This is a genomic window from Actinoplanes sp. NPDC051343, from assembly GCF_044455125.1.
GTDB lineage: Bacteria > Actinomycetota > Actinomycetes > Mycobacteriales > Micromonosporaceae > Actinoplanes.
Window position 1 is genome coordinate 91,569 of sequence record NZ_JBITEL010000003.1, and the last position, 26,189, is coordinate 117,757.

At 70.0% G+C, this 26,189-nt stretch carries 28 protein-coding genes; 18 read left to right on the forward strand and 10 right to left on the reverse strand.

Going from position 1 to position 26,189, the window contains the following annotated elements; all coding sequences use genetic code 11:
• Positions 1–19 precede the first annotated feature (19 nt).
• Entirely contained in the window at positions 20–1,690 is a 1,671-nt protein-coding gene (locus tag ACIA5C_RS11020) for a thiamine pyrophosphate-binding protein (RefSeq protein ID WP_396053176.1), read from the reverse strand.
• Between the two features lie 221 nt (positions 1,691–1,911).
• On the opposite strand from ACIA5C_RS11020, the gene ACIA5C_RS11025 reads away from it, so the two are divergent.
• The 9 genes from ACIA5C_RS11025 to ACIA5C_RS11065 are packed head-to-tail and all read left to right on the forward strand — an operon-like array spanning position 1,912 to position 9,742.
• Positions 1,912–3,108: an ABC transporter substrate-binding protein gene (locus ACIA5C_RS11025; RefSeq protein ID WP_396053177.1), complete on the forward strand. Its 1,197-nt coding sequence runs from the start codon at positions 1,912–1,914 to the stop codon at positions 3,106–3,108.
• Positions 3,105–3,845 carry an ABC transporter ATP-binding protein gene (locus ACIA5C_RS11030; protein ID WP_396053178.1) on the forward strand — a complete coding sequence of 247 codons (741 nt, stop codon included), beginning with the start codon at positions 3,105–3,107 and terminating at the stop codon, positions 3,843–3,845. Before ACIA5C_RS11025 ends, ACIA5C_RS11030 begins: the two co-directional genes overlap by 4 nt.
• Complete coding sequence (locus tag ACIA5C_RS11035; RefSeq protein ID WP_396053179.1) at positions 3,835–4,845, forward strand: branched-chain amino acid ABC transporter permease; 1,011 nt, start codon at positions 3,835–3,837, stop codon at positions 4,843–4,845. The genes ACIA5C_RS11030 and ACIA5C_RS11035 overlap by 11 nt, the downstream gene beginning before the upstream one ends.
• Positions 4,842–5,609: an ABC transporter ATP-binding protein gene (locus ACIA5C_RS11040; protein ID WP_396053180.1), complete on the forward strand. Its 768-nt coding sequence runs from the start codon at positions 4,842–4,844 to the stop codon at positions 5,607–5,609. Before ACIA5C_RS11035 ends, ACIA5C_RS11040 begins: the two co-directional genes overlap by 4 nt.
• A complete protein-coding gene (locus ACIA5C_RS11045) occupies positions 5,606–6,475 on the forward strand; it encodes a branched-chain amino acid ABC transporter permease (RefSeq protein WP_396053181.1) in 870 nt (289 codons plus the stop codon). Before ACIA5C_RS11040 ends, ACIA5C_RS11045 begins: the two co-directional genes overlap by 4 nt.
• Positions 6,468–7,262: an IclR family transcriptional regulator C-terminal domain-containing protein gene (locus ACIA5C_RS11050; protein WP_396053182.1), complete on the forward strand. Its 795-nt coding sequence runs from the start codon at positions 6,468–6,470 to the stop codon at positions 7,260–7,262. The genes ACIA5C_RS11045 and ACIA5C_RS11050 overlap by 8 nt, the downstream gene beginning before the upstream one ends.
• Before the next feature lie 13 nt (positions 7,263–7,275).
• Positions 7,276–8,163 (forward strand): DUF6282 family protein, encoded by an 888-nt coding sequence (locus tag ACIA5C_RS11055; protein WP_396053183.1) that lies wholly within the window; start codon positions 7,276–7,278, stop codon positions 8,161–8,163.
• Positions 8,160–8,912, forward strand: coding sequence for an HpcH/HpaI aldolase/citrate lyase family protein (locus ACIA5C_RS11060; protein WP_396053184.1), 753 nt, complete (start codon positions 8,160–8,162; stop codon positions 8,910–8,912). Before ACIA5C_RS11055 ends, ACIA5C_RS11060 begins: the two co-directional genes overlap by 4 nt.
• Entirely contained in the window at positions 8,906–9,742 is an 837-nt protein-coding gene (locus tag ACIA5C_RS11065) for a TIGR03620 family F420-dependent LLM class oxidoreductase (protein ID WP_396053185.1), read from the forward strand. The genes ACIA5C_RS11060 and ACIA5C_RS11065 overlap by 7 nt, the downstream gene beginning before the upstream one ends.
• On the opposite strand, the gene ACIA5C_RS11070 is transcribed toward ACIA5C_RS11065, so the two are convergent.
• Positions 9,725–10,408, reverse strand: coding sequence for a GntR family transcriptional regulator (locus ACIA5C_RS11070; RefSeq protein WP_396053186.1), 684 nt, complete (start codon positions 10,406–10,408; stop codon positions 9,725–9,727). The two genes, ACIA5C_RS11065 and ACIA5C_RS11070, sit on opposite strands and share 18 nt — an antisense overlap.
• Before the next feature lie 34 nt (positions 10,409–10,442).
• Between ACIA5C_RS11070 and ACIA5C_RS11075 the strand changes: the two genes are divergently transcribed.
• From ACIA5C_RS11075 to ACIA5C_RS11100, 6 genes are read left to right on the forward strand one after another with little or no spacing between them, the layout of a single operon-like run.
• Entirely contained in the window at positions 10,443–11,342 is a 900-nt protein-coding gene (locus ACIA5C_RS11075; protein ID WP_396053187.1) for a hypothetical protein, read from the forward strand.
• A complete protein-coding gene (locus ACIA5C_RS11080) occupies positions 11,339–12,781 on the forward strand; it encodes a flavin-containing monooxygenase (protein WP_396053188.1) in 1,443 nt (480 codons plus the stop codon). The genes ACIA5C_RS11075 and ACIA5C_RS11080 overlap by 4 nt, the downstream gene beginning before the upstream one ends.
• A gap of 27 nt (positions 12,782–12,808) precedes the next feature.
• The gene (locus ACIA5C_RS11085) at positions 12,809–13,162 is read left to right on the forward strand and encodes a hypothetical protein (RefSeq protein WP_396053189.1); all 354 of its coding nucleotides are present in this window, start codon (positions 12,809–12,811) and stop codon (positions 13,160–13,162) included.
• Positions 13,150–13,866 carry an alpha/beta hydrolase gene (locus ACIA5C_RS11090; RefSeq protein ID WP_396053190.1) on the forward strand — a complete coding sequence of 239 codons (717 nt, stop codon included), beginning with the start codon at positions 13,150–13,152 and terminating at the stop codon, positions 13,864–13,866. Before ACIA5C_RS11085 ends, ACIA5C_RS11090 begins: the two co-directional genes overlap by 13 nt.
• Entirely contained in the window at positions 13,863–14,201 is a 339-nt protein-coding gene (locus ACIA5C_RS11095) for an AQJ64_40280 family protein (RefSeq protein WP_396053191.1), read from the forward strand. The genes ACIA5C_RS11090 and ACIA5C_RS11095 overlap by 4 nt, the downstream gene beginning before the upstream one ends.
• A 31-nt stretch (positions 14,202–14,232) precedes the next feature.
• Entirely contained in the window at positions 14,233–14,604 is a 372-nt protein-coding gene (locus ACIA5C_RS11100; RefSeq protein WP_396053192.1) for a VOC family protein, read from the forward strand.
• On the opposite strand, the gene ACIA5C_RS11105 is transcribed toward ACIA5C_RS11100, so the two are convergent.
• The 6 genes from ACIA5C_RS11105 to ACIA5C_RS11130 are packed head-to-tail and all read right to left on the reverse strand — an operon-like array spanning position 14,571 to position 19,677.
• The gene (locus ACIA5C_RS11105; protein ID WP_396053193.1) at positions 14,571–15,452 is read right to left on the reverse strand and encodes an N-acyl homoserine lactonase family protein; all 882 of its coding nucleotides are present in this window, start codon (positions 15,450–15,452) and stop codon (positions 14,571–14,573) included. The two genes, ACIA5C_RS11100 and ACIA5C_RS11105, sit on opposite strands and share 34 nt — an antisense overlap.
• Positions 15,449–16,009, reverse strand: coding sequence for a carboxymuconolactone decarboxylase family protein (locus ACIA5C_RS11110; RefSeq protein ID WP_396053194.1), 561 nt, complete (start codon positions 16,007–16,009; stop codon positions 15,449–15,451). The genes ACIA5C_RS11105 and ACIA5C_RS11110 overlap by 4 nt, the downstream gene beginning before the upstream one ends.
• Positions 16,006–16,890, reverse strand: a complete 885-nt coding sequence (locus tag ACIA5C_RS11115) for a DUF6282 family protein (protein ID WP_396053195.1) — start codon at positions 16,888–16,890, stop codon at positions 16,006–16,008. The genes ACIA5C_RS11110 and ACIA5C_RS11115 overlap by 4 nt, the downstream gene beginning before the upstream one ends.
• Complete coding sequence (locus ACIA5C_RS11120; protein WP_396053196.1) at positions 16,887–18,041, reverse strand: iron-containing alcohol dehydrogenase; 1,155 nt, start codon at positions 18,039–18,041, stop codon at positions 16,887–16,889. Before ACIA5C_RS11120 ends, ACIA5C_RS11115 begins: the two co-directional genes overlap by 4 nt.
• The gene (locus ACIA5C_RS11125; protein WP_396053197.1) at positions 18,034–18,759 is read right to left on the reverse strand and encodes an SDR family NAD(P)-dependent oxidoreductase; all 726 of its coding nucleotides are present in this window, start codon (positions 18,757–18,759) and stop codon (positions 18,034–18,036) included. Before ACIA5C_RS11125 ends, ACIA5C_RS11120 begins: the two co-directional genes overlap by 8 nt.
• A gap of 3 nt (positions 18,760–18,762) precedes the next feature.
• A complete protein-coding gene (locus ACIA5C_RS11130; RefSeq protein ID WP_396053198.1) occupies positions 18,763–19,677 on the reverse strand; it encodes a 3-keto-5-aminohexanoate cleavage protein in 915 nt (304 codons plus the stop codon).
• Between the two features lie 136 nt (positions 19,678–19,813).
• Here ACIA5C_RS11130 and ACIA5C_RS11135 point away from each other — a divergent pair, with 136 nt between their 5' ends.
• The 3 genes from ACIA5C_RS11135 to ACIA5C_RS11145 all read left to right on the forward strand — a co-directional run bounded on the left by ACIA5C_RS11135 (position 19,814) and on the right by ACIA5C_RS11145 (position 23,562).
• Complete coding sequence (locus ACIA5C_RS11135; RefSeq protein ID WP_396053199.1) at positions 19,814–20,512, forward strand: IclR family transcriptional regulator; 699 nt, start codon at positions 19,814–19,816, stop codon at positions 20,510–20,512.
• Between the two features lie 151 nt (positions 20,513–20,663).
• Complete coding sequence (locus tag ACIA5C_RS11140) at positions 20,664–22,229, forward strand: amidohydrolase family protein (protein ID WP_396053201.1); 1,566 nt, start codon at positions 20,664–20,666, stop codon at positions 22,227–22,229.
• A 166-nt stretch (positions 22,230–22,395) separates the two neighbouring features.
• Positions 22,396–23,562, forward strand: a complete 1,167-nt coding sequence (locus ACIA5C_RS11145; protein WP_396053203.1) for a hypothetical protein — start codon at positions 22,396–22,398, stop codon at positions 23,560–23,562.
• Here ACIA5C_RS11145 and ACIA5C_RS11150 read toward each other — a convergent pair.
• On the reverse strand, positions 23,524–24,207 hold the full coding sequence (locus ACIA5C_RS11150) for a response regulator (RefSeq protein ID WP_396053205.1): 684 nt from the start codon (positions 24,205–24,207) through the stop codon (positions 23,524–23,526). The two genes, ACIA5C_RS11145 and ACIA5C_RS11150, sit on opposite strands and share 39 nt — an antisense overlap.
• Positions 24,207–25,712, reverse strand: a complete 1,506-nt coding sequence (locus ACIA5C_RS11155) for a sensor histidine kinase (protein ID WP_396053207.1) — start codon at positions 25,710–25,712, stop codon at positions 24,207–24,209. Before ACIA5C_RS11155 ends, ACIA5C_RS11150 begins: the two co-directional genes overlap by 1 nt.
• Positions 25,713–26,189: the final 477 nt, after the last annotated feature.

Below are 26,189 nucleotides of genomic sequence, written 5' to 3' on the forward strand. Positions count from 1 at the left end.
CTGCAAGGAGAAAGACCGGTCACACCACCGGGACCGGGGCGATGACGTCGATGTCGGTGTGTACGTCGATGACCACGGGGCGCCCGGCCGACAGTCCGCGGTCGAGCGCCCCGGCCAGCTCCGACGGCTTGTCGACGCGGATGCCCAGGGCGCCCATCTCCGAAGCGATGCGGGCGAAGTCGACCGGGTGGAAGGTCCACATCTCGCGGGAGCGGTCGGTCGCCGCGCCCTCGTAGGCCCGGTCGAAGCCGCGCTTGCTCTGGTTGCCGCCGTCGTTGTTGTTGACCACGATCACGGTGGCCAGGTTCCAGCGGACGGCGGTCTCGATCTCGGCCAGGTGGTAGTAGAGGCCGGAGTCGCCGGTGAAGACCACCACCGGCCGTGACCCGGCGGCCGCCTTGGCCCCGATGCCGGCCGGGACGGCCCAGCCCAGGTGGCCCGCGCTGCGCAGATATGACTGGCCGGCCGCGGTCATGTCGTGGAACTGGGCCATCCACATCCCGGCGTGCCCGGTGTCGGTGACGAGCACGGCATCCGAGGGCAGCCCGTCGGTCAGGGCGGCGCAGATGCGCTCGGGCCGGATCGGAATCGCGTCGCTGGTCAGCACGTCGCGATAGCGGGCCGCCCAGGACGCCTTGATGCGGCCGACCTGGGCCAGCCAGCCGTCCCGGGCCGGGGTGGCGGGAGCGAGACGCAACAACTCTTCCAGCGTCCTCCGGGCGTCGCCGGCCAGGGCGACGGCAAGCGGATAGTTCTGCCCCAGGACCGAAGGGTCGATGTCGATCTGGATCGCCCGCACGCCGGGCGCCGGTACGGTCCAGAAGTGTGTGGTCATGCCCCCGGCCCGGGTGCCGACGAAGCACACCAGGTCGGCCGCGTTGACGACCTGGTTGGCGCTTTCCCGCGAATAGGTTCCGGCCACGCCGACCGACAGCGGGTGGGTGCCGGGGATGGTGTCCTTGCCGTTCGGCGACGTGGCGACCGGAATCGACAGGGCCTCGGCCAGCGCCACCAGCGCCGCACCGGCGTGCGAGGAGCGGACGCCGCCCCCGGCGACGATCACGGGTCGTGCGGCGGAAAGCAGGGCCTCCAGTGCCGCGTCCAGCGACGCCTGCTCGGGCAGCGGCCGAAACGGTGGCACGGCGGCAAAGAGCGGATCGATCCGGGCTGGCTCGTCGGTGAGGCCGGTGTCGAGCTGACCCTCGTTGCCCTGCACCTGAAGATGCACCGGGCCGGGCCGTCCGGACACCGCGACCCGGAACGCCTGGCGCAGCATGTCGGGGAACCGGTCCGGGTCGTCGATCGACGCGTTGAACTTGGTGACCTCGTCGAACGCCGGCCGGTCGTCGACCTCTTGATAGACGTGCCTGAAGGCGGTTGCGGGCAGCCGGCCGCCGGTCAGGGCGAGCACCGGCGACCCGGCCAGGTGCGGCTCGCGCAGCCCGGCCGCGAGGTTGAGGGCGCCGACCACCTGCGCCGCGCACACGCCCGGTCGCAGCGCGACCCGCGCGTATCCGTCGGCCATGTAGGCCGCCGCCTTCTCACCGTGCGTGGTGATGCGGGCGATGTCGGGGTGGCGGCGTTCCAGCTCGGCCAGGGTGCGGCGGAGAACGGCCGGCACCTGGAACAGATGGGTCACGCCGTAGGCGGCCAGCATGTCGGCCAGGACGATCGCGGCGGGCGCAGGCATGAGATCTCCTCTTGAAGTTCCGTCTGACTGTCATACAATCCTGGCACCGCGAGATGGCGGCCGCTAGATGTCAAACCTGTGTCGAATCAATTTCAAAGTCGACCGTGTGGGTCTTGACGATTGTCCGACAATAATGCAAAGCTGTGCGCAAATGAAGGCAGCTGTGCGCACTGCGCACAGCGGAGAAGGCGTCCAGCTCGAAGCCGAGAGGACCGCAAGCCATGACCGAGGTGCACCAGACTTCACATAACCGGCGATGGATCGCAGCAGTTGGCGGCATCGTCCTGGCCGGGTCGCTCGCCGCGTGCGGCTCGAGCGACCCGACCGGCAGCAGCGGCGGCAAGGGCGGCACCGTCAAGATCGGGCTCGCCATCGGCAAGACCGGCTATCTTGCCGCGGTCGACACTCCGTTCGGCAACGGCGTGCAGCTGGCCGCCGACTACCTCAACAAGAACGGCGGGATGGGCGGCAAGAAGGTCGAGGTCGTCCCGCTCGACATGCAGTCCAACGCGGCCAAGGCCGTCCCGGTCACCAACCAGCTCATCAACCAGCAGAAGGTCGGCGTCATCATCGGCGGCTCCACCTCGGCCGCGACCGCCGCCGACGCGCCCATCATCGCACCGCGCAAGGTGCCGATGATCGCCGCATCGGTCCTGCCGGCCGGCTCCAAGTGGGTGTTCTCGACCCTCCAGCCGGTGTCGAAGACCAACCAGATCGACCTCGACTTCGCCAAGTCGCTCAAGGCCACCAAGGTCGCGGTCCTCTACTCGCAAACGCCGTACGGTCAGAGCGCGGCCGCCTCGATGGGCGCGGCGGCCAAAGCCGACGGCCTGACCGTCGTCGCGTCCGAGGCGGTCGAGACCAGCGCCACCGACCTCACGCCGCAGCTGTCGAAGGCGAAGGCGGCCGGGGCGCAGGCCATCATCGACGTGCTGTCCGGCCCGGTGCACATCGTCGAGGCGAAGGGCGCGGCGACGCTCAACCTCACGGTCCCGCTCATCATGGGCACCGACGAGGTGGCGACGTTCGAGCCGGCCGCACAGGCGTACGCGGCCAGCTACATCACCGGCATCGCGCCGCAGGTCTACCCGAAGAACACCGACCCGCAGATCAAGGCGGCGAACGAGAAGTTCCTGCCGATCTACCAGGCGGCGTACGGCGACAAGCCGGGCATCGCCTCGGCCGGCCGGGGCTGGGACTCCGTGATGATCCTGGCCGAGGCGGTGAAGGCGAGCGGCGCGACCACCGGCGACAAGCTGCGCGACGCGCTGGCCCAGGTGACCTACACCGGCACGATGTCGGCCTACAAGTTCTCCGACGACGACCTCACCGGTCAGGTCAACACGCCGAACCCGCTCGGCATCGTCAAGGAGAACGCGGGCAAGCTCGAGGTCGTCTTCACCCCGACGGCGTCATGACGGCCCCCGCGGAGGCACCCGTCCTTCAGGTCGACGAGGTCGGCGTGCGCTACGGCAACGTACACGCGCTGTCGCCGCTGAGCTTTCAGGTGCGGCCGGCCGACCTGGTCCTCGTCCTCGGCACCAACGGCGCCGGCAAGACCAGCCTGGTCAACGCGATCGCCGGCCTGGTTCCGGTGTCGCAGGGGGACGTGCGGGTCGAGGGCGTCCGGGTCACCCGGGTGCCGGCCTACCGACGGGTGCGCCGCGGGATCTCGCTCGTGCCCGAAGGCCGCGGGCCGCTGCCCGGGGTCAGCGTGTCCGACAACCTGATTCTCGGCTGGCGGGCCCGCAAGCGCGGGTCCTACCGGAGGCACCTCGACCGGGTGATCGGGCTGTTCCCCATTCTCGGCCAGCGGCTCGACCAGGACTGCGCGACGCTCTCGGGCGGCGAGATGCAGATGCTCGCGATCGCGAGGGCGCTGCTCAGCGATCCGTCGGTGCTGCTGCTCGACGAGCCCTCGCTCGGCCTGGCGCCGCAGCCGGTCGGCCAGGTCTACGCCGCCCTCGGGCAACTCGCCGCCGAGGGCCTGTCGATGATCGTCGTCGAGCAGAAGGCGGTGCCGCTGCCGGTGACCCCGGCGCTCACGATCGTGCTGCACCACGGCGAGGTACTCGAGCGCCGGGAAGGCGGCCGGCCGTCGGACGCCGAACTGGCCGACCTCTATCTGGGCGGAGGTGACGGGAATGCGCGTTGACTTCCGTAAGTACGTCGGCCCGCTGCTGGTCGCGATCGTGCTGCTGGTCTTCTACGCCGGCAACGACTCGTTCTGGATCTACAACCTCACGCTGGTCGCGATCTACGCGATCATCGTGGTCGGGCTGAACGTCTTCGTCGGTTACATCGGCCTGGTGACGTTCGCCCAGACGGCCTTCATGGCCGTCGGCGGCTACAGCCTGGCGATCCTGACCGTACGCCACGGCTGGAACCCCTGGGCGGCCACGCTCGCCGGGATCCTGCTGACCGTGGTCCTGGCCGCGATCGTCGGCGTACCGCTGCTGCGGCTGCGCGGGCACTACCTGACGATGGCCACGTTCGCCCTGGCGCTCGGCACGTTCGGCTACCTCACCGGCGCGACCGGGTTCACCGGCGGCAGCGTCGGCATCTCGGGCGTGCCGCCACCGGCGATCGGCTCGTTCTCGTTCGCCGATCCGCGTCAGGCCTTCATCGGCTGCTGGGTCGTCCTCGCGATCGCGACGTGGATCGGTGTGCGGCTGCGGGATTCGCACGTCGGCCGGGCCTGGCAGACCATCGCCAGCCGCGAGGAGGCGGGCACCAGCCTCGGCCTGCGCGTGCAGCGCTACAAGGTGATCGCGTTCATCCTGGCCGGGGTGTTCGGGTCGGTCGGCGGCGCGCTCTACGTGGGTTTCACGACCTATGTGAGCCCCGACCTCTACGACTCGACGATCGGGGTGAACCTGTTCGTCATGCTGTTCCTCGGTGGCCGGGGGCGAACGCTCGCCCCGGTCGTCGGTGCGGCCGTGCTCCTGCTGGTGCCGCAGGAGTTCGCCTCGATCTCCGACTATCAGGCGATCCTGTTCGACTGCGTGCTGCTGCTCATCATCCTGTTCCGGCCGGGCGGCCTGCTCGAACCTCCACAGTGGCTGCTGCGGTTGGGGCGTAGGGACGGGCGTACGGAAAAGGAGCCGGCGGCGGCCGGCGAACCTCTCCCCACGCCGATCGGAGCCGACCGATGAACCTCACCGCGACCGCGGTCGGCAAGCGCTACGGCGGCGTGCACGCGCTGCGCGGCGTCGACCTGGCGATTCCCGAGCGCAGCATCGTCGGCCTGATCGGGCCGAACGGGGCCGGCAAGTCGACGCTGCTCAAGTCGCTCTCCGGTTTCGTGGTGCCGGACACCGGGACCATCATGCTCGATTCGCTCGATGTGGCCGGCCTCGCGCCGTCGCGCATCGCCCGGGCCCGGCTGGTGGCCACCTTCCAGCACGCCACCCCGATCGCCGGGCTCAGCGTGCTCGGCAACGTGCTGGTCGGCATGACGGAGAAGCACACCGGCGGCCTGTTCGCGGCGCTCTGCGGCACGCCCGGCTATCGGGCGAGCGAGCGCCGGCAGCGTGAGCGGGCCCTCGAACTGCTGCGCTCGTTCGGGCTCGAGCGGATCGCCGGTCTGGACGCCGGCGGCCTGAGCTTCGGCCAGTTGCGGCTGCTCGAGATCGCGCGCGCGGTCGCGGCCGAGCCGGCGATCCTGCTGCTCGACGAGCCGGCGGCCGGGCTCAACCGGGTCGAGATCGACCGCATGAGTGCGGCCATCCGCAGCCTGCGCGACGAGCACGGGATGAGCGTGCTGGTCGTCGACCACGACGTGCCGTTCGTCTTCGGCATCTCCGACCGCATCACCGCGATGAACTCGGGCCGGGTGATCGCCGAGGGCACCCCGGCCGAGATCGAACGGGACGACGCGGTGCGAGCCGCCTATCTGAGCGTGGGAGGGGACTCATGACGGTCCTGGTCATCGGCATCGCCACCGGATTCGTCTACGCGCTGGTCGCGGTCGGCTACTCGCTGATCTACCGCACGACCGGCATCGTGAACTTCGCTCAGGGTGCCTTCGTGATGGTCGGCGGCATGGCGACCTGGTGGCTGACCCGGCACCACTTCCCGTACGCCCTGGCGGCGCTCGGCGGGGTGGTCGTCGCGGCCGCGGTCGGCGGCGTGCTCTGGGTGGCGCTGGTGTCGCCGCTGTGGCGCCGCAACAGCCCGGCGGTCGTCGTCATCCTGGCCACGCTGGTCTTCGGCGACCTGGTCGCCAACGTCGTCGCCAAGGGCATCAGTGCCGACCCGCAGACGTTGCCGCGCTGGATCCCCGGCTTCCGCATACCGATCGGCGGCAACAGCATCGACGGGCAGTACGTCATCGTCATCGCGGTCGCGCTGGTGTCGATCGTCGCGATCGCGGCCGCCCTGCAGCGATCCAACATCGGCCGGGCGATGCGGGCCTGCGCCGCCAACACCCAGACCAGTCAGCTGCTGGGCATCGCGCCCCGCCGGGTCGGTGCCGCCGCGATGATCTTCACCGCGGGGCTGGCCGGGCTGGCCGGCGTGGTGTTCACCCCGGTGCAGTACACCGACTACAGCTCGGCCCTCAACTTCGGCATCTACGGTTTCGTGGCGGCGACCATCGGCAGCTTCGGCGACCTGTGGGGATCGCTGCTCGGCGGCCTGCTCCTCGGCGTGGTCACCCAGCTGACCGGCCGCTACATCAGCACCAACTACGAACTGGTCATCGCCTTCGCGATCCTGCTCGTACTGCTGGTGCTGCGGCCGCAGGGCCTGCTCGGGCGAAGGAGCGCGGTCAGTCATGCCTGAGATCAACCCCCGGGACCGCGTCATCTCCCTGGAACGCGGCCTGGACGTCCTTCTCGCGCTGGGTCAGGGCGAGCGGATGAGCCTGCGCGAGGTCGCCGAGGCGGCCGGGGTCAGCCGCGCGGCGGCACGGCGGTCGCTGCTCACGCTGATGAACCTCGGGTACGTGGGTGAGAGTCCCGACGGCTACGAGATCCGGCCACGGGTGTTCCAGTTCGGGTACGCGTACCTGGGGCGTCAGCCGTTGACCGCGGTCGGTACGCCGTACCTGCTCGAGCTGGTCGGCCGGATCGACGAGTTCGCCTCGATCGCGGTGCTCGACGACGCCGACATCGTGCACATCGTGCGGGAGACGCCGGCCAACCGGCTCATCTCGGTCGACATCAACGTGGGCAGCCGCTTCCCGGCGTTCTCGACCGCGCAGGGCCGGGTGCTGCTGGCCGGCCTGACCGATGAGCAGTGGAAACAGGAGTCGAGCCGGCTCGAACTGCGCCGCTACACGCCGCACACCCTCGAGACCATCGACGAGCTGGAGAAGCAGCTCGATTCCGTACGCCGCCTCGGCTATGCCACCAACGACCAGCAGATGGCGAGCGGCGTCCGCTCGGTCGCCGTCCCGATCATCGAGAAGTCCGGTACGACCGTGGCCGCCCTCGGCTCGATCGTCAACGCCGCCAGCTGGACCTTCCGCGCGATCCGAGCCCAGCTCGTGCCGGAGCTGCGTCAGGTCGCCGAAAAGATCAGTGACGACCTTCGCGCCGCACCCGTTCAACGCCGCAGGACCCGTTAAGAAAGGCGCTTTCATGCCCGACGCCATCGACAAAGTCCTCCACGGAGCCGTCGACCTGCACTGCCACTCGGGTCCGTCGCCGATGCCCCGGCGCCTCAACCACGTCGAGGCGGCACGGCAGGCCCAGGCGGCCGGCTTCCGGGCCATTCTCGTCAAATGCCACTACCACAGCACGGTGTTCGACGTGCTGGCGATGGAGGACGAGCTGTCCGGCCTGACCACCCAGGTCTTCGGCGGCGTCGCGCTCAACAGCCAGGTCGGCGGCCTCAACCTGCACGCCGTCGACCTGAACCTGAAGATGGGCGGCAAGATGATCTGGTTCCCGACCATCTCGTCGAGCGCCCACCTGGAGAACTCGGAACGGGACCCGCACATCAAGGAGCACTTCGTGCCGCGCGGGATCCGGCAGAGCGAGCTGGTCGACATCCTCGACGAGAACGGCGACCTGCGCCCCGAGGTGCCGCAGATCCTCGACCTGGCGCTCGAGGCCGGAGCGTTGGTCAGCGCCGGCCACATGGCTCCCGACCGCACGCTGGCCATGCTCACCGAGGCACACGACCGCGGGTTGACCCGGCTGCTCGTCAGCCACCCCAACTACGTGGTCAACGCCGAGACCGGCGACGTGCAGAAGTTCGCGGCGCTCGGTGCGGTCATCGAGCACTGCGTCGTCATGTACGACCACGAGCGGCACTTCCCGTTCCAGACCCTGCTCGACTGGATCGACCTGATCGGGCCGGAGAACACCTCGCTCGGCTCCGACCTCGGGCAGGTCGGCAACCCGCTGCCGATGGAGGCGTTCCGGCGGGTGGTCGGGCAGTTGCTCGACAGCGGGATCGGCGAGAAGGACATCCGCACGATGATCGTCGACAACCCGGTCCGGCTGCTGGGGCTGGACGCGTGAGCGCCCTGGACGTGCTGCGGGGCGGCGACAAGCCGGCGCTGGGCACCTGGGTGAAGCTGCCCAGCCTGGAGATCGTGGAGATCATCGCGCGGACCGGGTTCGACTTCGTGGTGGTCGACAACGAGCACAGCCCGCTCAGCCTGGAGTCGACCTACAACGCGATCGCGCTCGGGCAGGCGCTCGGCCTCACGATGCTGGTGCGCGTGCCCGACCGCAGCGGGAGCACCGTCCAGCGGGTGCTGGACGCCGGGGCCGACGGGCTGCTGGTTCCGCAGGTGGCCGACCAGGCCACGGCCGAGGCGGTGGGCGCGCAGATGACCTTCTCCCGCCACGGCGGCGTCCGCGGCATGGGCTCGACCTCGCGGGCCGGTCTGTGGGGCCTGCGGTCCGGCGCCGAGTACATGGAACGGGAGACCGTGCACGCGATCCAGCTGGAGGAGGTCGCGGCGCTGGAGAACGCTTCCGGGTTGCTCGACGCGCCCGGGGTCAACGCGGCCTTCGTCGGCTACGGCGACCTCGGCCTGTCGTCCGGGCTGACCGCCGACTCCCCGACACTCGAGGACCTGGTGCGGCAGGTGGCCGATGCCGCCCGCAAGCGCAACATGCCGCTCGGCACCGCGGTCGGCACCGCCGCGGCGGCCGCCGCCATGGCCGCCCGCGGCTTCACCTACGTGCTCGTCAGCAACGACGCATCACTGTTCGCCTCGGGCGCCCGGAAGCTGGTCGACGAGGTCCGGGGCGCGTGGTGACGTCGCTGAAGGAAGCTCAGCCACAGTATGCCGTGACCACCGGCGACCTCGACCACCTCACCACGCAGCAAGCCCAGGACTACGTGCGCGGGGTGGAAGAGGCGGGGTTCGGCATGCTGTGGCTGGCCGAAGTGCTCGGGCGGGAGGCGTTCACCACCGCGCAGATGGCCCTCTACGCGAGCGAGGCGCTGACCGTCGGCAGTGGAGTCGCGCGGGCCCTGGAACGGGTGCCGAAGAACGCGGCCGCCGCGGCCGCCGGTCTCAGCGAGGCGTTTCCCGGACGCTACGTGCTCGGCCTGGGGGTGAGCGGAGCCGTTCGGGAGCGCGGCATCGGGCCGGTGCCCTTCATGGCCGACTACCTCGACTCACTGGGAGCGCCGAGCACGTGGCGGGTGCTCGGTGCCTACTCGAAAGGACTTACTTCGCTGGCCGCCGAGCGGGCCGACGGCCTTCTGACCTTCCTCGTCACTCCGGAGCACACCACCTGGGCCCGGTCGGTGCTCGGCCCCCGGTCGTTCCTCTCGGTCGCGCAATGGGTCGTGCTCTCGACCGATCCCGACGAGGTGCGTGCGGTGGCCCGGGAGAAGCTTGCGTACTACCTCGGACTGCCGCACCAGATCGCCAAGCTGCGCCGGCTCGGCTTCGAGAACCGCGACCTCGAGCCGCCCGGCTCGGACCGGCTGATCGACGAACTGGTCAGCTCCGGCACCCCCGACGACATTGCCGCCTCGCTGCGCAAGCACCTCGACGCGGGCGCCGATCAGGTCGCCGTCTCGCTGCTCGGGCCGGCGCTCGGCAAGGACTACCGCGCCCTAGCGAGCCTGCTGTGACTCCGCCTCGAGCGCGGCCAGGGCGACCCGGCCGGCCTCCTCGACATGACGGGAGCAGGCCGCCGCCGCGGCGTCCGCGTCGCCGGCCCGCACCGCGTCGACGATCGCATGCAACTCGGCCAGACTGTGCGCGGTGCGGCCCGGAACCGACAACGACAGCGAGCGCAGGACGCTCACTCTGGCATGCAGACCCTCGACCACGGCACGCAGGGCGGCATTGCCGCCACCCTCGAAAAGTACGTCGTAAAAGGCGTCCTTCGCGGCCAGTATCGGGGCCTTGCGTGCGGCCAGGCGGTCGATCCGGTCGAGCGCGCGGACCAGGGCCCGGCGCTGGGCCGGCCCGGCGCGCTCGACGAAGAGCCGGCCGGCCAGGGCTTCGAGCGCCGAGCGCACCTCGTAGAGCTGGCGGGCGTCCTCGGCGCTGACGCTGGTGACCACGGTGCCCCGGTTGGGGATCGCGGTGACCAGGCCCTCGGCGGCCAGCTCGCGCAGCGCCTCGCGGACGCTGGTGCGGGACACACCGGTCAGCTCGACCAGTTCCCGCTCGATCAGCCGCTGACCGGGCACGAGACGCCGGTCGAGGATGGCCTGCCGCAAATTGTCCGTGACCTGGGAGCGGATCAGGGCCGGCGCCCGCTCCACACGCAACCCATCGGCTCGTGTCATGACTTCAGATCGTATGACAACTAGGGGGAATCCCGTGGCCTACGACGCCTCAGATCTGCGTTCCACCCTCCCGTCGAGCACCGCGACCGTGGCCGCCCCGGAGCGGTTCTCCGGCTCCGAGCACGTCCAGTTCCGCGACCTCGCCCCGGTCGAGAAGGGCACCGGCGTCTCGACCTGGTACGCCCGCGGCCAGAACTTCGTGGTCGGCTACTCCGAACTGGACGGTACGGCGACGTTCAGCCGCCGCGACCAGCCCGACGAGTACGTCGTGCTGCTGACCGACGACGACCTGAGCGCCACCGTGCAGGACGTCTCGGTGAGCGGCAAGACGATGATCGTGGTGCCGCCCGGCGACAGCACGGTGACGATCACCGGGAAGGGCCGGGTCGTACGCCTGCTGACCACCCGGTCCGCCGACATCGCCGCGTTGGCCGTCAACGCCGGTTCCTATGACGAGCCGCACGAGAACATCCCGCCCTTCCAGCCCTGGCCGGAGCCGGTCGGTGGCTATCGCGTCCGCACGTACGACCTGACCGTCCCGCCGCTGTCCAACCCGCCGTTCCGGCTCTACCGGTGCACCACCTTCATGGTCAACTTCATCGACCCGAAGCAGGGGCCGCGCGACCCGGCCAAGATGTCGCCGCACAAGCACGACGACTTCGAGCAGTGCTCGATCGTGCTGGCCGGGCAGTACGTGCACCACATCCGCTGGCCGTGGACGACGAACAAGGCCAACTGGCGAGCCGACGAGCACGAGAACGTCTTCGCCCCGGCGGTCACCGTGATCCCGCCGCCGTCGCTGCACACCAGCGAGGCGATCGGCCCCGACACCAACCATCTCGTCGACGTCTTCTCGCCGCCCCGCTTCGACTTCTCGGCCATGGAGGGCTGGGTCTTCAACGCCGACGACTACCCGGCGCCGAGCGGCGCATGAGGGTCGCGATCATCGGGGCCGGGCTGGGCGGCATCGCGGCGGCGGTCAAGCTCCGGAAGCTCACCTCGGCGACGTTCGTGATCTACGAGCAGTCGCCGGGTGTGGGCGGCACCTGGTTCGACAACCGTTACCCGGGGTGCGAGGTCGACATCCACTCGCACGCCTACTCGTACTCGTTCCTCAGGTACGACTGGCCCCGCACCCACGCCACCCAGCCCGAGTTGCTGGCCTACGCCGAGCACGTGGTCGACCGATTCGGGCTCCGGCCGCACCTGCGGCTCAACACCCGGGTCACCGACCTGGTGTGGGAGGAGTCGACCAGCACCTACCGGCTGCAGACCGAGCACGGCGAGAGCGCCGAGTACGACGTCGTCATCTCGGCGCTCGGCCTGCTCAACGTGCCCCGCTACCCGGACTGGCCGGGCCTCGACACCTTCGCCGGGCCGTGCTTCCACACCTCGCGTTGGGAGGAGCACGACCTGACCGGCAAGTCGGTCGCGGTGGTCGGCACCGGCTCGACCGCCGTGCAGGTCGTCCCGGCGATCGCGCCGGCGGCCGGGCAGGTGTACGTCTTCCAGCGTCAGCCCGGCTGGATCGAGGCCAAGCACGAGCGCGAGTTCACCCCGCGCGAGCGCTGGGTCTATCGCCACGTGCCGCTCGCCCAGCGGCTGCACCGGGCCCGCATCTTCCATCAGGGCAACCGGCGGTTCCGCGGATACGACGTCAATTCCGGGCACCAGCAACGGATGCGGGCCGGGTGCGAGAACTTCATCGCCGAGGCGATCGACGACCCGGCGACCCGGGCCGCGGTCACGCCCGACTACCCGTGGGGCTGCAAGCGGCCGGTCATCTCGTCGACGTTCTATCCGTCGCTGAACTCCGACAACGTCGAACTGGTGCCGCACGCGGTGAGCCGCGTGACCCCGACCGGCGTGGTCGACGCGACCGGCCGGACCCGCGACGTCGACGTGCTGATTCTCAGCACGGGATTCCAGCCGACCCGGTTCCTGGCCGGAGTCGACGTCAAGGGCCGCGACGGGCGGAGCATCCACGACGCCTGGCGGGAACGCGCCAGCGCCTTCCTCGGCATCACGGTGCCGGGTTTCCCCAACTTCTTCATCCTGTACGGCCCGAACACCAACGGCGGCACCTCGATCATCGCCCAGTTGGAGCGGCAGGCCGATGTGGCCGTGCGGGCGGTGCGGCGTCTCGAAAGGAGCCGGAAGCGCAGCGTCGACACGTCGCCGGTGGCGGCCCGGCGGTTCGTCGACTGGATCGATCGCCGGATGGCGACCAGCGCCTCGGCCATGAACGCCGGCTGCCACAACTATTACCACGACGCGGCAGGGCACAACGTGACCCAGTGGCCGGCCGGCCACTTCACCTACGCCCTGGCGACGAAGCTGGTGAGCCGTCTCGGCCTGAAAACGGCACGCTAGCCTCGTTCAGCTCGCCATGCTGGTTCCGTGGATGACTACGACCGGCTGGTCGAAGCCCGGGCTCGGCTACGTGCGTACGGTGAAGACCCGGACCGCGACGCTGAGGCCTTCGAGGCGACCGGCGACGGCGGTTGGGCGAGCTATGGCGTCGACGACGAGCGGCTGCTCGCCTCGGGCTGGAGCGGCGCGGAGCTGTACGAACACGACCCCACGCTCGTCTTGGCGCTGGCCGACGCGGACAAGCGCACCCCTGGCCGTGGCGGCCGCCATCACCCTGTACGCCCTCCGGCGAACCGCCCGGTCCAACAGGTAGGGCCATACTGGAACGGCTCAGCCGACCTCGCCGCCCATGACAAGGATCCCGCCTCATGTCGTCCATAGCCGGCGAGTTCGTCACCGAGACGCTCGAGTACGACGGCGGACGCCAGGTCACGGCCTACGTCCCGGCGGACGCGGCCGAGGCCGTTGTCTTCTCCGGTGACGGCCGGCTGATCAGCTCGTGGGGAGGCGTTCTGGAGGCCGCCGGCCTGCCGCCCACGATGATTATCGGCGCGCACCGGCTCGACGACGAAACGCTGCGGCTGCAGGAATACTCGCCGGGCGAAGACACCGAGGCGTTCGCCTTCGATCCGCGGCGGTTCGCGGCGCACGAGCGGTTCTTCTTCGAGGACGTACGCCGATGGGCCGCGGCACGCCTGGGTGTCGCGCTGCCGGCCGACCGGACCGCGGTGTTCGGCGTCTCGGCCGGTGCGGAGCTCGCGCTGGCCATGGGGATCCGCCATCCCGACGTCTACGGCGCGGTGTTCTGCGCCTCGCCCGGCGCGGGGTACCGGCCGCCGGCCGTGCTGCCCGGCAAGCTTCCGCGCACCTACCTCGTCGCCGGCACCCAGGAGCCGTTCTTCCGCCGCAACGCGACCCGATGGGCGAACGCGCTGCGCGACGCAGGCGCCGAAGTGATCATGACCGAACGGACCGGCTCGCACGGCGACGCGTTCTGGAGACAGGAGTTTCCACTGATGGTGGCGTGGGCCTTCGGAGCTGACCGCGACGAGGGCATCGATGGGAAAGGACAGATCAGCGTATGAAGGCAGCGGTCGAGTGGATCAGCGTGGACGATGCCCTACCCGGTAACAGCGCGTCGGTTCTGGCGGCCGTAACCGGTCGCTATCCGAGCGGCGAGGAGTTCTGGCTCGTGCTTCCGATGTTCTTCCGGTGGCTCCACCCGGTGGAAGCGACCGGGGAAGTCCTGGAGAACTGCTTTGTCGACCCTGACTACGTCGTGCGTTTCCCCCGCGGCGGTCCGAGCGGCGAGGTGGTTACCCACTGGGCGGAGCTGCCGAATCTTCCGGGTATGAGCGTCGGCGAGATCCGCGGTGACGGCGTCGAAGACGCCCTTCGCCGGGTGTGCGGTCATGACTGATGGACCGGCTCGCTTTGGTGGACGACAAGACGTGGAGCTGGTGGTGGTGCTGGACTGTTCCGACCTGGATCGGTCTGCCGCCTTCTGGTGCGGTGTGCTCGGATACCGAGCCGCGCCCAGCTCGTCCGGCACCTATCGGCAGTTGACGCCCGCCGACGGCCACGGCGTTGAGCTGCTGCTCCAGCGGGTGGCCGAGCTCAAGGTGACCAAGAACCGGGTGCATCTGGACCTGCGCGTACCCGACCTGGCCGCGGAGACGGCCCGCGTGATGGCGCTCGGTGCGCGGCGGGTCACGGACGACCCGATCGAGGAGTACGGCTGGGGCTGGCACGTGCTCACCGATCCCGACGGCAACGAGTTCTGTGTGCTTCAGCCCCCTGGCGACGGCGACGGCGACGGCTGACGGCCGCGGAGGACGCTGGGGTGGCCGGCGGCCAGGGAAACCTCGGCCAGGTGCAGGCCGTCGGAGAAGGTGGCCGAGGGAAAGACGTCCCAGACCGCCGCCTCGTGGAACGGCAGGATGCGGCGGGCCTCTCCGCCGACCGTTGCCAGCATCTCGTCGGCCAGGTCGAGCCACGCGGTGGCGCTGCCGGTGGTCATTGCGATCGGGGCCAGGACGCCGTCGCCGTGGAGGCCGTCGAGGTTTTCGTAGGCGTAGACGTTGTCGCCGGCGAAGAGCCAGGTGCCGTCGGCCTCGTTGTCGACGACCACGAGCTGGGAGCCGGCGGTGTGGGTGTCGTGGGCCGGCCGCAGTGACAGGCCGGGCGCGACGACCGCGGGGCCGTCGGCCAGGGTTGACCGGCGGGCGGCCAGTTGGTCCGGCAGGCCGGCCTGGCACGATCGGGTCAGGAACTCGAAGCGGGCGGGCCGGGCCGCCGCCGCCTGGTAGGCGGCGATTTCCCGCTGCTGGATCCAGACGTGCGCGGCCGGGAAAGCATCGACGCAGCCGGCATGGTCGAAGTGGTTGTGGGTCAGCAGGATAGTGTCGATGTCCGAGGCCGCGAGGCCCATCCGGGCCAGCACGTCGACCGGCGCCGCCCAGCGTGTCGAACCGTATTTCGCGGTCAGCCGGTCGTAGACCACCGGGTCGGCGAATCCGGTGTCGATCAGCACGGTGCGGTCGGCCGAGCGGGCCAGGCCGAAGCAGTACGGCATGCGCCGGTGCCCCTGGTTGGGCTGGGCGGCGAACAGGTTGCTGGCCGGGAAGCGGTCGACGTAGCCGTATTCGAGGATCCAGAGCGACCAGTTCACGACGGCCGCACATCGAAGACGGCGAGCTGCCAGGCGACCATGGTGTACCAGCCGACGATCGTGACCAGCTCGAACAGGCCGCCCTCGCCGAGCACGCCGGCCGCCGAGCGGAACTCCTCGTCGGTCAGCGTCCCGCGGTCGAGTACGGCAACGGCCGTACGGAAAACGGCGGCCTCCAGGTCGGAGGCGGAGGCGAACAGCGATCCGGAAGCCAGGGCGGCGAGATCGGCCTCGGAGAGGCCGGCCGCCGCGCCGGCGAGCCGGTGCGCATAGAGCTCGAACGGGCTGTTCTGGTGATGGGCGACCAGCAGAATGGCGATCTCGCAGGCCCGGGCGGGCAGCTGCGAGCCGAACCGGACCGCCCCGCCGACCTGCTGCAGCGCCAGGCCGAAGCGCGGGCTCAGCATCCAGACCGCGGGCGGCCCCTGCAGGCGGCCGTCCGGGCCGACCAGCGAGAACGGGCTGTCCGGGGCCGCGCGACGCCCCGACGCGAACTGCTCGTAGAGGGACCGCTGGTCGTCGGTCATGTCCGCGGGATCGACATCGTCGACTCTCATGCCGGTTCTCCCAGAAACGCTCGCGGATTGGTGGACACCATCGTGGCGATATCCTCGGCGCTCCAGCCGAGGTAGGCGAGCTGTTCGACGAACATGCGCAGGCACTCCGGCTCGGGCGGCACCCAGCGCGAGAACACGTCGGTGCTCAGGATCGCGCGGGACGGCCCGATGAGCGACAGGGCCGCGTGCACGTCCCGGATCGTCAGGTGCCCGTCCGGATGCAGCAGCGGCGCCGCGGCGAACTCCACGAAGGCGCCCATGTCGGCGAACTCCCGCAGGTCGGTCGTGTAATGCAGCGGGTGGGTGATGAGCAGCTGCTGCCCGACCTCGGCGCAGTAGGCGGCGACCGCCCGGCTCTCGCCGACCGAGGCGTGACCGGTGGCCAGTGAGAGGCCGAGCGCGTGGCAGGCGTCGATGACTGCCCGCGCCCGGCCGGTCAAACGGCCGGCGCTGTCACACAGCTCGATGACCGATCGCTCGGCGTACTCCCGGAAAGCGGGCGAGATCCGGCCGAGCAGATCGGCGATGTAGCCGCCGCGGGCGAAGTCGGCGGCGGCGCCCCAGGTCGGCAGGAAGACCACCCGGGCGCCGTGCGCGGCCGCGAGCTCGACGACGCTCGGTTCGAGACCGCCGGTCGGCGGATTGAGCGTGATGCTGCCCCAGACCGGGAACCCGAGCTCGTCCCGGATGCGGCGGGCCCGGTCCATCGTGGACCACAGATGGGATTTGAGGACCCAGCCCGCCATCCCGTACTCCTGGGCCATCCGGGCGACCTCGACGTCGTCGCCGCGGTTCTTCAGCGACTCGGACAGGTCCGGCTGACCGTGGACGTGGACGTCGATCGCACCGTGGATCAGCCGGTCGAAGCCCTCGGGGTTCATCCGGGATCCCCGGCGTGTGCGTGCTCGAGGATGTCGAGGAGCAGGCCGTGCGACGGCTCGATCGGGGCGATCGCGATCAGCCGCCGGGAGGCCAGGGCCAGCTCGGCGATGCGCGGGAGCTGCTCGGCGCCGACACCGATCTCGGCCAGCGTCGACGGCACGCCGATGGCGCGGTTGACCTCCGTGACCCGGTCGACCGGATCGCCGTCGAAGAGGGTGGCCAGGCGGGCGGCGACGGTACGGTCGCGGGTGAGGGCCCGGATCGCGTACGGGAGGAGCAGTCCCGTACCCAGCCCGTGTGGTGTCTTGGTGAGCGCGCCGATCGGGTACTGCAACGCGTGGCAGAGGTGGGTTCCGGTCGATCCGAAGGCGATTCCGGCCAGCAGAGCGCCCTGCGCGACCTCGTGCCGGGCCAGCCGGTCGCCGGGCTGCGCCACCGCGACCGGCAACCAGCGGGTGATCTGCCGGGCGGCCTGCAGCGCGATCGGTTCGGTGAGCGCGTTGCGCCCGGTGAAGACGGGCGGTGTCGCGGTCCAATCCGGGTCGAATGCCCGGGCCGTGTAGGACTCCACGGCGTGCACCAGCGCATCGATGCCGGAGAACGCGGTCACCGAACGCGGCGAACCCAGCGTCAGCTCGGGGTCGACGAGGGCGGCGGCCGGCACGAGGAACGGGCTCGAGATGCCGACCTTCACCTCGCGGGCCGGATCGGCGACCACGGCGACCGGGGTGACCTCCGAACCGGTGCCGGCCGTCGTCGGCAGGGCGATGACGGGTACGCAAGGGCCCGGCACCTGATTTTCGCCGTAGTAACGACTCAGCGGCCCCCCGTGGGCGAACAGCAGCGCGATCAGCTTGGCCGCGTCGAGCGCGCTGCCACCTCCGATCCCGACGACCACCTCGGGTTCGAAGTCGCCGACCAGGGCGACGTCGAGCGAGTCGGCCGGCAGCTCCGGGGTGACGCCGTCGAAGACCCGGACGTTGCCGAGGTTGCCGACGGTCTCGTCGTAGAACCGGGTGCCCTTCAGGAACGGGTCGACGACGGCCAGGACGCGGCGGCCGCCGACGAGGGCGGCCAGCTGCGCGCGTACGCCGAAACCGAAATGGAGACGGCCCGGCAGCCGGAGGGTGCCGTTGGCGTCCTCAGGCAAGGAATCCGCCGTCCACCGGAAGGACGACGCCGCTGAGGTGGCTCGCGCGGTCGCTCAACAGGAAGGAGACCGTGTCGCCGACCTCGGCCCCGGTGCCCGCCTTCCGCAGCGGCGTCGCCTTGATGCGCGCCTCGACGCCGCCCGGCAGGTCGCGCCGCAACTTCTCGAGCATCGGCGACTCGGTGGGCCCGGGTGCGATCACGTTGACCCGGATGCCGAGCGGCCCGAAGTCGTGGGCGGCGGTGCGGGTCAGGCCTATGACCGCATGTTTGGTGGCCTGGTAGACGCCCATGCCGGGGCTGCCGCGCAGCCCGCCGATGCTGCTCACGTTCACGATCGAGCCGCCGCCGGTCATCGCCTTGACCTCTTCGCGCAGGCAGAGCCAGGTTCCCTTCACGTTGACCGCCATGATGCGGTCGAACTCGTCCTCCGGCACCTGGTCGAGGCGCCCGGCCTGGCCCATCGCGGCGTTGTTGAAAGCACCGTCGAGCTTGCCGTAGCGTTCGACCGTGGCCCGCACGAACGCGGCGACGTCATCCGCCTTCGAGACATCGCCGACGTGGTAGGCCGCTCCGAGTTCGGCGGCCAGCTTGGCCAGGGGCTCCTCGGTGCGGGCGACCAGCATCAGTTTCGCGCCGTCGGCCGCCAGCACCCGGGCCGCCTCGACGCCGATTCCCGCGCTGGCCCCCACGACCAGCACCGCCTTACCTTCCAGCATGGGTTACCTTCCCTTGAGGGCCAGCATGGCCCGGGCGTCGGCCGGTTTCGCGATCTCCTTGCCCAGGTCCTCGACCGCGGCCCGGATCTTCTCGACCTGCTGGGCGTTGCTCTCGGCGAGCCGCCCCTTGCCGATCCACAGGCTGTCTTCCAGCCCGACCCGGACATGCCCGCCGAGCCAGGCGCTGTGGGTCGCGAACTGCATCTGGTCGCGCCCGGCCGCAAAGGCCGAGAACGAGTAGTCGTCGCCGAACAGCTTGTCGGCGATGCGGACCATGTGTTCCAGGTTCTCGTGATCGGCCCCGATGCCGCCGAGAATGCCGAAAACTCCCTGGATCAGCAGCGGCGGCCGGGCCAGGCCCTTGTCGACGAAGTAGGCCAGGGAGTAGAGGTGGCCGATGTCGTAGCACTCGTACTCGAAGCGGGTGCCGCGCGCGCCAAGGGTCCGCAGGGTGTGCTCGATCTTGTCGAACGAGTTGATGAACGGGTGGGCGTACGTGTTGAGCACGTACGGCTTCTCCCAGTCGAACCGCCACTGTTCGACCCGGTCGGCGATGCCCGAGTAGACGAAGTTCATCGAGCCCATGTTGAGCGAGGCCAGTTCCGGCTCGAACCGGTTGGCGGCGGCCAGCCGCTGCTCCATCGTCATCGCCGACGAGCCGCCGGTGGTGATGTTGATGACCGCGTCGGTGCGCTCCATGATGCGGGGCACGATCTGGTCGAAGATCTCGGGTTCGAAGGCGGGCCGCCCGTCCGGATGCCGGGCGTGCAGATGGACGACGGCCGAGCCGGCCTCGACCGCTCCGAGCGCGGCCTCGACCACCTCCTCGGCCGAGAGTGGCAGGTAGGGGCTCTGGGACGGGATGTTGACCGAGCCCGTGACCGCCGTGGTGATGATGACCTTCTCGGCGCGGCGCATGCGGTCCTCCTGACGTTCGGATGCTGGACCTGTTGTTCAACATACGGACGAGTTTTCCCGGCGTCCAGCCCTGGTTTTCCCAGCTAGAGATAGTGCCTGTTCGCTATGCGCACACGACGTTTGTAATATGAACGCCATGAGCATCCAGTCCATCGACCGGGCGGCCAACGTGCTCGCGCTCCTCGACCAGAACACGCGCCGCCTCAGCCCGGCGCTGGTCGCCGAGCGGCTGGGGCTCAACCGCAGCACCGCCCACCGTTACCTGCTGTCGCTGCAGCACGCCGGCTTCCTCAGCTCGTCGTTCGGGCCCGGGCCGCTGCTCGACCAGCTGGCCTCGCTGGCCTCGGTGCGCCAGCAGATCCTCGCGCTCGCGCCACCACTCATGCGGCAGCTGTCCGAGACGACCGGCACGACGTCCGTGCTCAGCTTCCTCGGCCGCGACGGCGCCGTGGTCACGCTGGTCGAGGAGCCACGTGAGGGCACCATCATCCTGACCGTGCACGTCGGCACGGTGCTCGAACCCAAGGCCGCACAGACCCGCATCCTGCTGGCCTTCCAGAACGATCCGGCGGTCGCCGAGCGCCTGCACGACCCGCTGTCCGGCGGCGAGGCGCGGGTCCTCGCGAACGCCCGCCGCAACCGGCTGGCCTGGGCCGAACTCGACCACGAGGGCCTGGCCTCGGCCGCCGTGCCGATTCTCGCCGGCGACGAGGTGCAGGCCGCGATGGCGCTGCTCGGCACGATCCCGATGCTGCGCCACAACGCCGAGCGGGTCGAACAGCTGCGGGAGGCCGGCCGGTCCCTGAGCAACACGCTCGCCGGAAGCTTCGGTTAGGCCTCTCGCCAGGCCCCGCGTTCGGCGGCCGCCGCCGCGACCAAGTGGGGTAGTAGGCCCCCTTCGGAACGGGACCCAGCACCAGTGTCCGCATCGGCCGGGGCGAGCAGGCTGATCCCTGACATCGGCACAGGCGGACAGGGAGAGCCTCATGCAACGGCGGACCATTCTCACCGGCACAGCACTCGGCGTCGCGGGCGCCGCCTTCGGAGTCTCACGGCCGGCTGCCGCCCGGTCCGGCCGGTCGGCCACCGAGGTCGTCGCGGTGCGGGGCGTGACCGTGATCGACGCGTCGGGCGGCGTCCGGCGCGGCCAGACCGTGCTCATCCAAGGCGACCGCATTCTCGACGTCGGCCCGGTGCAACGGGTGCCGGCGTCGCACGCCGGCACGGTCATCGACGGCTCCGGGAAATATCTCATCCCCGGCCTGGCCGACATGCACACCCACGCGACCGGCATCGACGACACCGACCCCGAGCTGTACGCGGTGAACGGCGTCACGACCACACGGCAGATGTCGGCCAGTTCCGACGCTCGCGAGTGGCAGCGGCAGATCGCCGCCGGCACCCGTCTCGGTCCGCAATGGTCGATCGGCAGCAAGATTGTCGATGGTTCGCCGTCGTTGTGGGACGGCCTGGACGCGGACGGGTCGGTGCACCTGACGGTGGCCGACCCCGGGCAGGCTCGAGCCGCCGTGCGGCAGCAGCAGGCGGCCGGTGCCGCCTTCATCAAGACCTACACGCGACTCACCCGGGAGTCCTTCCTGGCCATCGCCGACGAGTCGGCCCGGGCCGGCCTGCCGTTCCTCGGCCACGTGCCCGACTTCGTCCAGCTGACCGAGGCCAGCGACCGCGGCATGCGCACGGTCGAGCACCTCTTCGAGATCTGGTACGACACGTCGGCCGAGGAGGACCGTCTGCGCCGCGGCGTCACCGCCGTCCCGATCGCCGGCGGTGACTACAACGGCTGGTTCAACCGGATGCAGCCGTACGAGTACGCCGCGGCCCGCACCTACGACCGGCGCAAGGCGGAACGGGTGTTCCGCCGCGTCGCCCGCAACGGCACCTTCGTCACGCCTACGCTGGTGCTGCACGAGACCAACGACATGCCCGAGCGGATCGACCGGCAGGACCCGCGGTTCCGATACTTCAGCGCCGACATGATCGGCTACTGGGACTGGGCGCTCGACAACCTGTACCTGCCCGGCCGTACCCCGGCCCAGATCGCCGAGTCGCGGGACCTCTTCCGGCGCCGTCTCGGCCTCACCGCCGAGCTGGCCGCGGTCGGCGTGCCGCTCATGACCGGCACCGACCTCGGCACGACGTACCTCATGCCCGGCTTCAGCCTCCACGACGAGTTGGCGCTGTTGGTGCGAGCGGGCCTCCCGCCGATTCAGGCCCTCGCCGCCGCGACGCTGCACCCGGCGCGCTACCTCGGCCGGCACGACCAGGGGATGATCGCCCGGGGCGCGGTCGCCGACCTGGTGCTGCTCGACGCCGACCCGCTGCACGACATCCGCAACACCACCCGCATCAACACCGTCTTCGTACGCGGCCACCGCATCGACCCGGCCGCGCGCGCCCGAATGCTGGCCGACATCGAAGTCGCGGTCCAGCAGCCGAGGCCGCCCGCCACGACTCCGGTCGCCTACCGTGGCTGCCCCTGCCACGGCGGCGCCACGGCGTCCACCCGCGTGGCCGGGCGAGTCAGCCGATAGTCCGAAAGGCGTGCTCGTCGGCCGCCGGGCGTAGCCGCCTGTGCAGGGTGTCGAAGAGCTGGCCGGCCGCGATGCCGTTCCAATCCGGGGGCAGCAGGTCGAGGGCGGAGGCTCGGGTCGCGGTGGCTCGGGGCGACCCAGGCGCCGACCCGCTATCCTTTCCGGCATGAAAAGCCCTTTTTGCACTTTTCTTGAGTGCTCCCGGAAGGTCTTCGCTGCGGCGTTGTGCCAGCGGCACTACAACCGGAACCTCAAGTACGGGCATCCAGGGTGTGAGCGCTGCCGAATCAATGACCCCCGGCCGAACCAGGGTCTGTGTACCCCCTGCGTGGCAGCGGAGTTCGTCGAGTACGGTCACGAGCTGATCAACCAGCAGGACTACCGCACCAGCAACAAACCCGTTCCGGTCCGGTGTCTCGCGTGCGGGGTGCAAAGCACCAAGTGGCTGAACAACCTCCGGGCCGGCCACGGCTGCGAGTCCTGTTACGCGCCGACGCGGGCGGCGATCGGCGACCAAAGTCGGTTCAGCCAGGCCGACGCAGAGGCGATCGCGATCAGCATCGGGCTCACCCCCACCGGTATCTACGTCAACGCGCTCACCCCGTTCCCGTGCCGGTGCGGTCGGTGTGGCCGTGACGCCGGGCCCCGGCTGGGAGATGTCACGGCGAAGCTGCGAGCGGGTAAACGGGTGTTCGGGTGCGAGCCCTGTGCCCACCTGCAGGTCGGCATCGACGCCCGAATCGGTGAGGCCGAGATCCGCGATGATCTGCTCGCCGCCGGCATCGAATATCTGGACGGATATGTGAACACCCAAACCTCCGTCCGCGGCCGATGCCTCACCTGCGAGCGCATCGTGTCCGTCCGGCCCGGGCACATCCGCGCCGGCCACAGCGGCTGCTTCAACTGCGCCGCAACGGGATACTTCAGCCTGCGGAGGCTGAAGCGGCGAACCGACCTCGCTCAGCGTCCCGCATACCTCTACCTCGTGGAATTCGTCGACTACAACGGCACGACGTTCCACAAGATCGGCATTTCCACGACCGCGGATCGGCTCCACCGACACATCGTCCTGAGCGGCGGGACTCTGCTGGCTCGTCAGGATGACAATTTGCTCACCTGCTGCCAAGCGGAGCAGTTGATCCTTCGCCACGTGGAGCAGCGGGCCTACCGCCCCGGTCAAGGCAGAATCAAGGGCGGTGACACCGAGTGCTTCCTCCCCGGCGAGCCGATCGATTTGCCGCGGTGGATTGCCGCTGCCCACGCCGTGACGACACCGTCACCGGCCGCAGGCGCGTTATCGGGGAGGGGCGCTGCCCCGGCCCGTACCGCCTAGACCGGCATCGCGGGCCTTCGCCACCGCGGCCGCTCGGTCGCTGACCTGAAGCTTGAAGAGGATCGCTGCGACGTTGTTGCGGATCGTCTTTTCGGACAACGTGAGCCGGCGCGCGATCTCATGGTTTCGCTGCCCGGCGGCGACCAGCTCCAGGATTTCCCGTTCCCGGCCGGTGAGCTCGGGGAACACGGCCTTGGCGTAGTTCTTGTGGGTGCCGGTGAAGAAGTCCACGATCCGCTGAGCGACGCCGGTGCCGTAGACGACGTCGCCACGGGCCACGGTCAGCACCGCGCGGACGATGTCGGCGCTGTCTGCTCCCTTCAGCAGATAGCCTCGCGCGCCGGCCCGCATGGCCCCGAACAACGCCTCGTCGTCCTCGTGCATGGTGAGGACGAGAACTTTGACCTGGCCGTGCCGCGCGGTGATGGTGGCGGTGGCAGTGGCGCCGTCGGTGCCTGGCATCGCGAGGTCGGTGACGACTACGTCGGGCGGGTCCCGGTCGACCAGTTCGATCAGCTCGGCGCCCGACGCGGCCGTACCGATCACGTCGATCTCCGGTGCCGCGCCGATGGCGGCGTTCAGCCCGAAACGGAACATGGGGTGGTCGTCGGCGATCATCACCCGTACGCGATGGGGCGCGGACATCAGGCCCTCCTCAGCGGAAGCGTGGCGGTGATCGTCGTTCCGGCGCCGTCGGTGCGGACGGCGAAGCCGCCGCCGAGCGCCTCGGCCCGGCGGCGCATGGAAGTGAGGCCGACGCCGGCGCTGCTGGTCGCGTGGATGCCGCGGCCGTCGTCGCTGACCGCGATGTGCAGGGCGTCGCTCGCTCTGATGACGACGCGTGCGTGGTGGGCCTGTGCGTGCCGGGCCACGTTGGTCAGCGCTTCGGTGACGATCCGATAGGCCGCCGTCTCGACGTCGGGGGTCAGCACGGGCAGCTCGTCGGCGGTGACATCCACCGGGACCGCGGCGTTGAGGGTGCCGGCGTGGCGTTCGATGGCTTGAGCCAGCCCGACCGTGTCGAGAATGCTGGGCCGGAGACCGTCGATGATGCGGCGGATGTCCTGCACAGCGACGTCGGTCTCGGCGCGCAGCCGCTCGACCAGCGTCGCGGCGGGCGCCGCGGGAACCATGCCGGTGAGCGCCTGCAGGCCGAGACTCATGCCGGCGAGCGAGGGCCCGAGGCCGTCGTGCAGATCGCGTCGCAGGCGGTCGCGTTCGTCGCGGGTGGCCTCGACGACCCGGTTCCGCTCGGCATCGAGGGCCTCGGTCAGCTCGGTGGCGCTCGCGACCACGGCCAGCTGGGCGGCGAGGGCGGTCAGCAGGCGGCGGTCCGCCTTGGAGTAGGGCTCGCCGGCCTGCGGCTTCGCGAGGCGGAGCTCGCCGATCTCGCGGCCGCCGAACCGCAGCGCGAAGGCGACGTGGTCGTCCAGGTCGACTCCCGTGCGGGCCAGTGTTCTGCCGTCCGGGCTGATCACCGCAGCGCCCTGCGCCTGTACCGAAGCGGCGACGGCGGCGACCGCGGTCGGCAGCAGGCCGGAATGGTCCGTTACGGCGACACTCGTGCCCAGGTCGTTCAGAGCCCTAAGGGGGTCGCTGCGGGCGCCGAAGACGAGCCGGTCCACGCCGCGCTGGATCCAGTCCCGGGCCGGCAGCAGGACGACGGCGACTACCACCCCGGTCAGTACGCTCGGCAGCGCGCGACCGAGTGCGGAGGTGAAGGCCGTGGTGAGGAAGAGGTAGAGCCCCAATACCAGCACGGTCAGTGCGCCGTAGACGAGACCCCGACGCAATACCGCCCGAATATCGAGCAGGCGATAGTGCAGCACGCCGAAGGCCACGGCAATCGGCATGATCAGTAGGGGATCCAACAGCGTATTGGAAAGCGTATAAAAACCACCCATGGCGGCGATATTCGACAAGCTGAAGGGTCCGACCAAGCTCATCAAGAACCAGCCCAGTTGCTGGCGATACGGGTAGACCGCGTGATTCCACCGCATGACCGTGCCGATCAGGATCGTTGCCGTCGCGGGTAGGAGCAGCGTGAAGGCGATGACATCGCCCAGTAATCCGAGATGCCAGCTCTGCAACTGCGGCTCGGCGAGGTCGAACGCCGCTATCAGCACGAGCCCGGCGACGGCGGCGACCATCGGCAGACGCCACCGCCGTGTGGGCAGACGCCCCTGCGGATAAAGAGCAAGCACCACGGTCAGCAGGCCCCAGAAGGTCACGGTGTTCAACTCGTCGGAGATTCGTGTCGCCCACGAGCCCGGCGGTTCGTCGGCCATGTGCACGATCAGCGACCGAGTCGTCGTACCGAACGACAGCATCGCGCCGTAGGCGAGGAACAGCCAGCCGAGGGCGTTACGCGGTCGGAGAACGGCTAGCGCGCAGCCGGCCGCACACCAGGCCAACGCGGGCAGGATTCGAGTCAGCTCAAGAGGCAGTGAACCGTGGAAATCGCTCGCGATCTGCGTTGGATACCACCGCAGAGTCTCCACGGTACGAAGCGTGACACCGGCCGCTGTGACCAGCACGAACGCTCCGATCGCCAGCCATCGCCTCATGCACACAGTCTGCGGCTGAAATCTCCCTTAGAGCCATATTTTGCCCCGAACTGGTCGGGC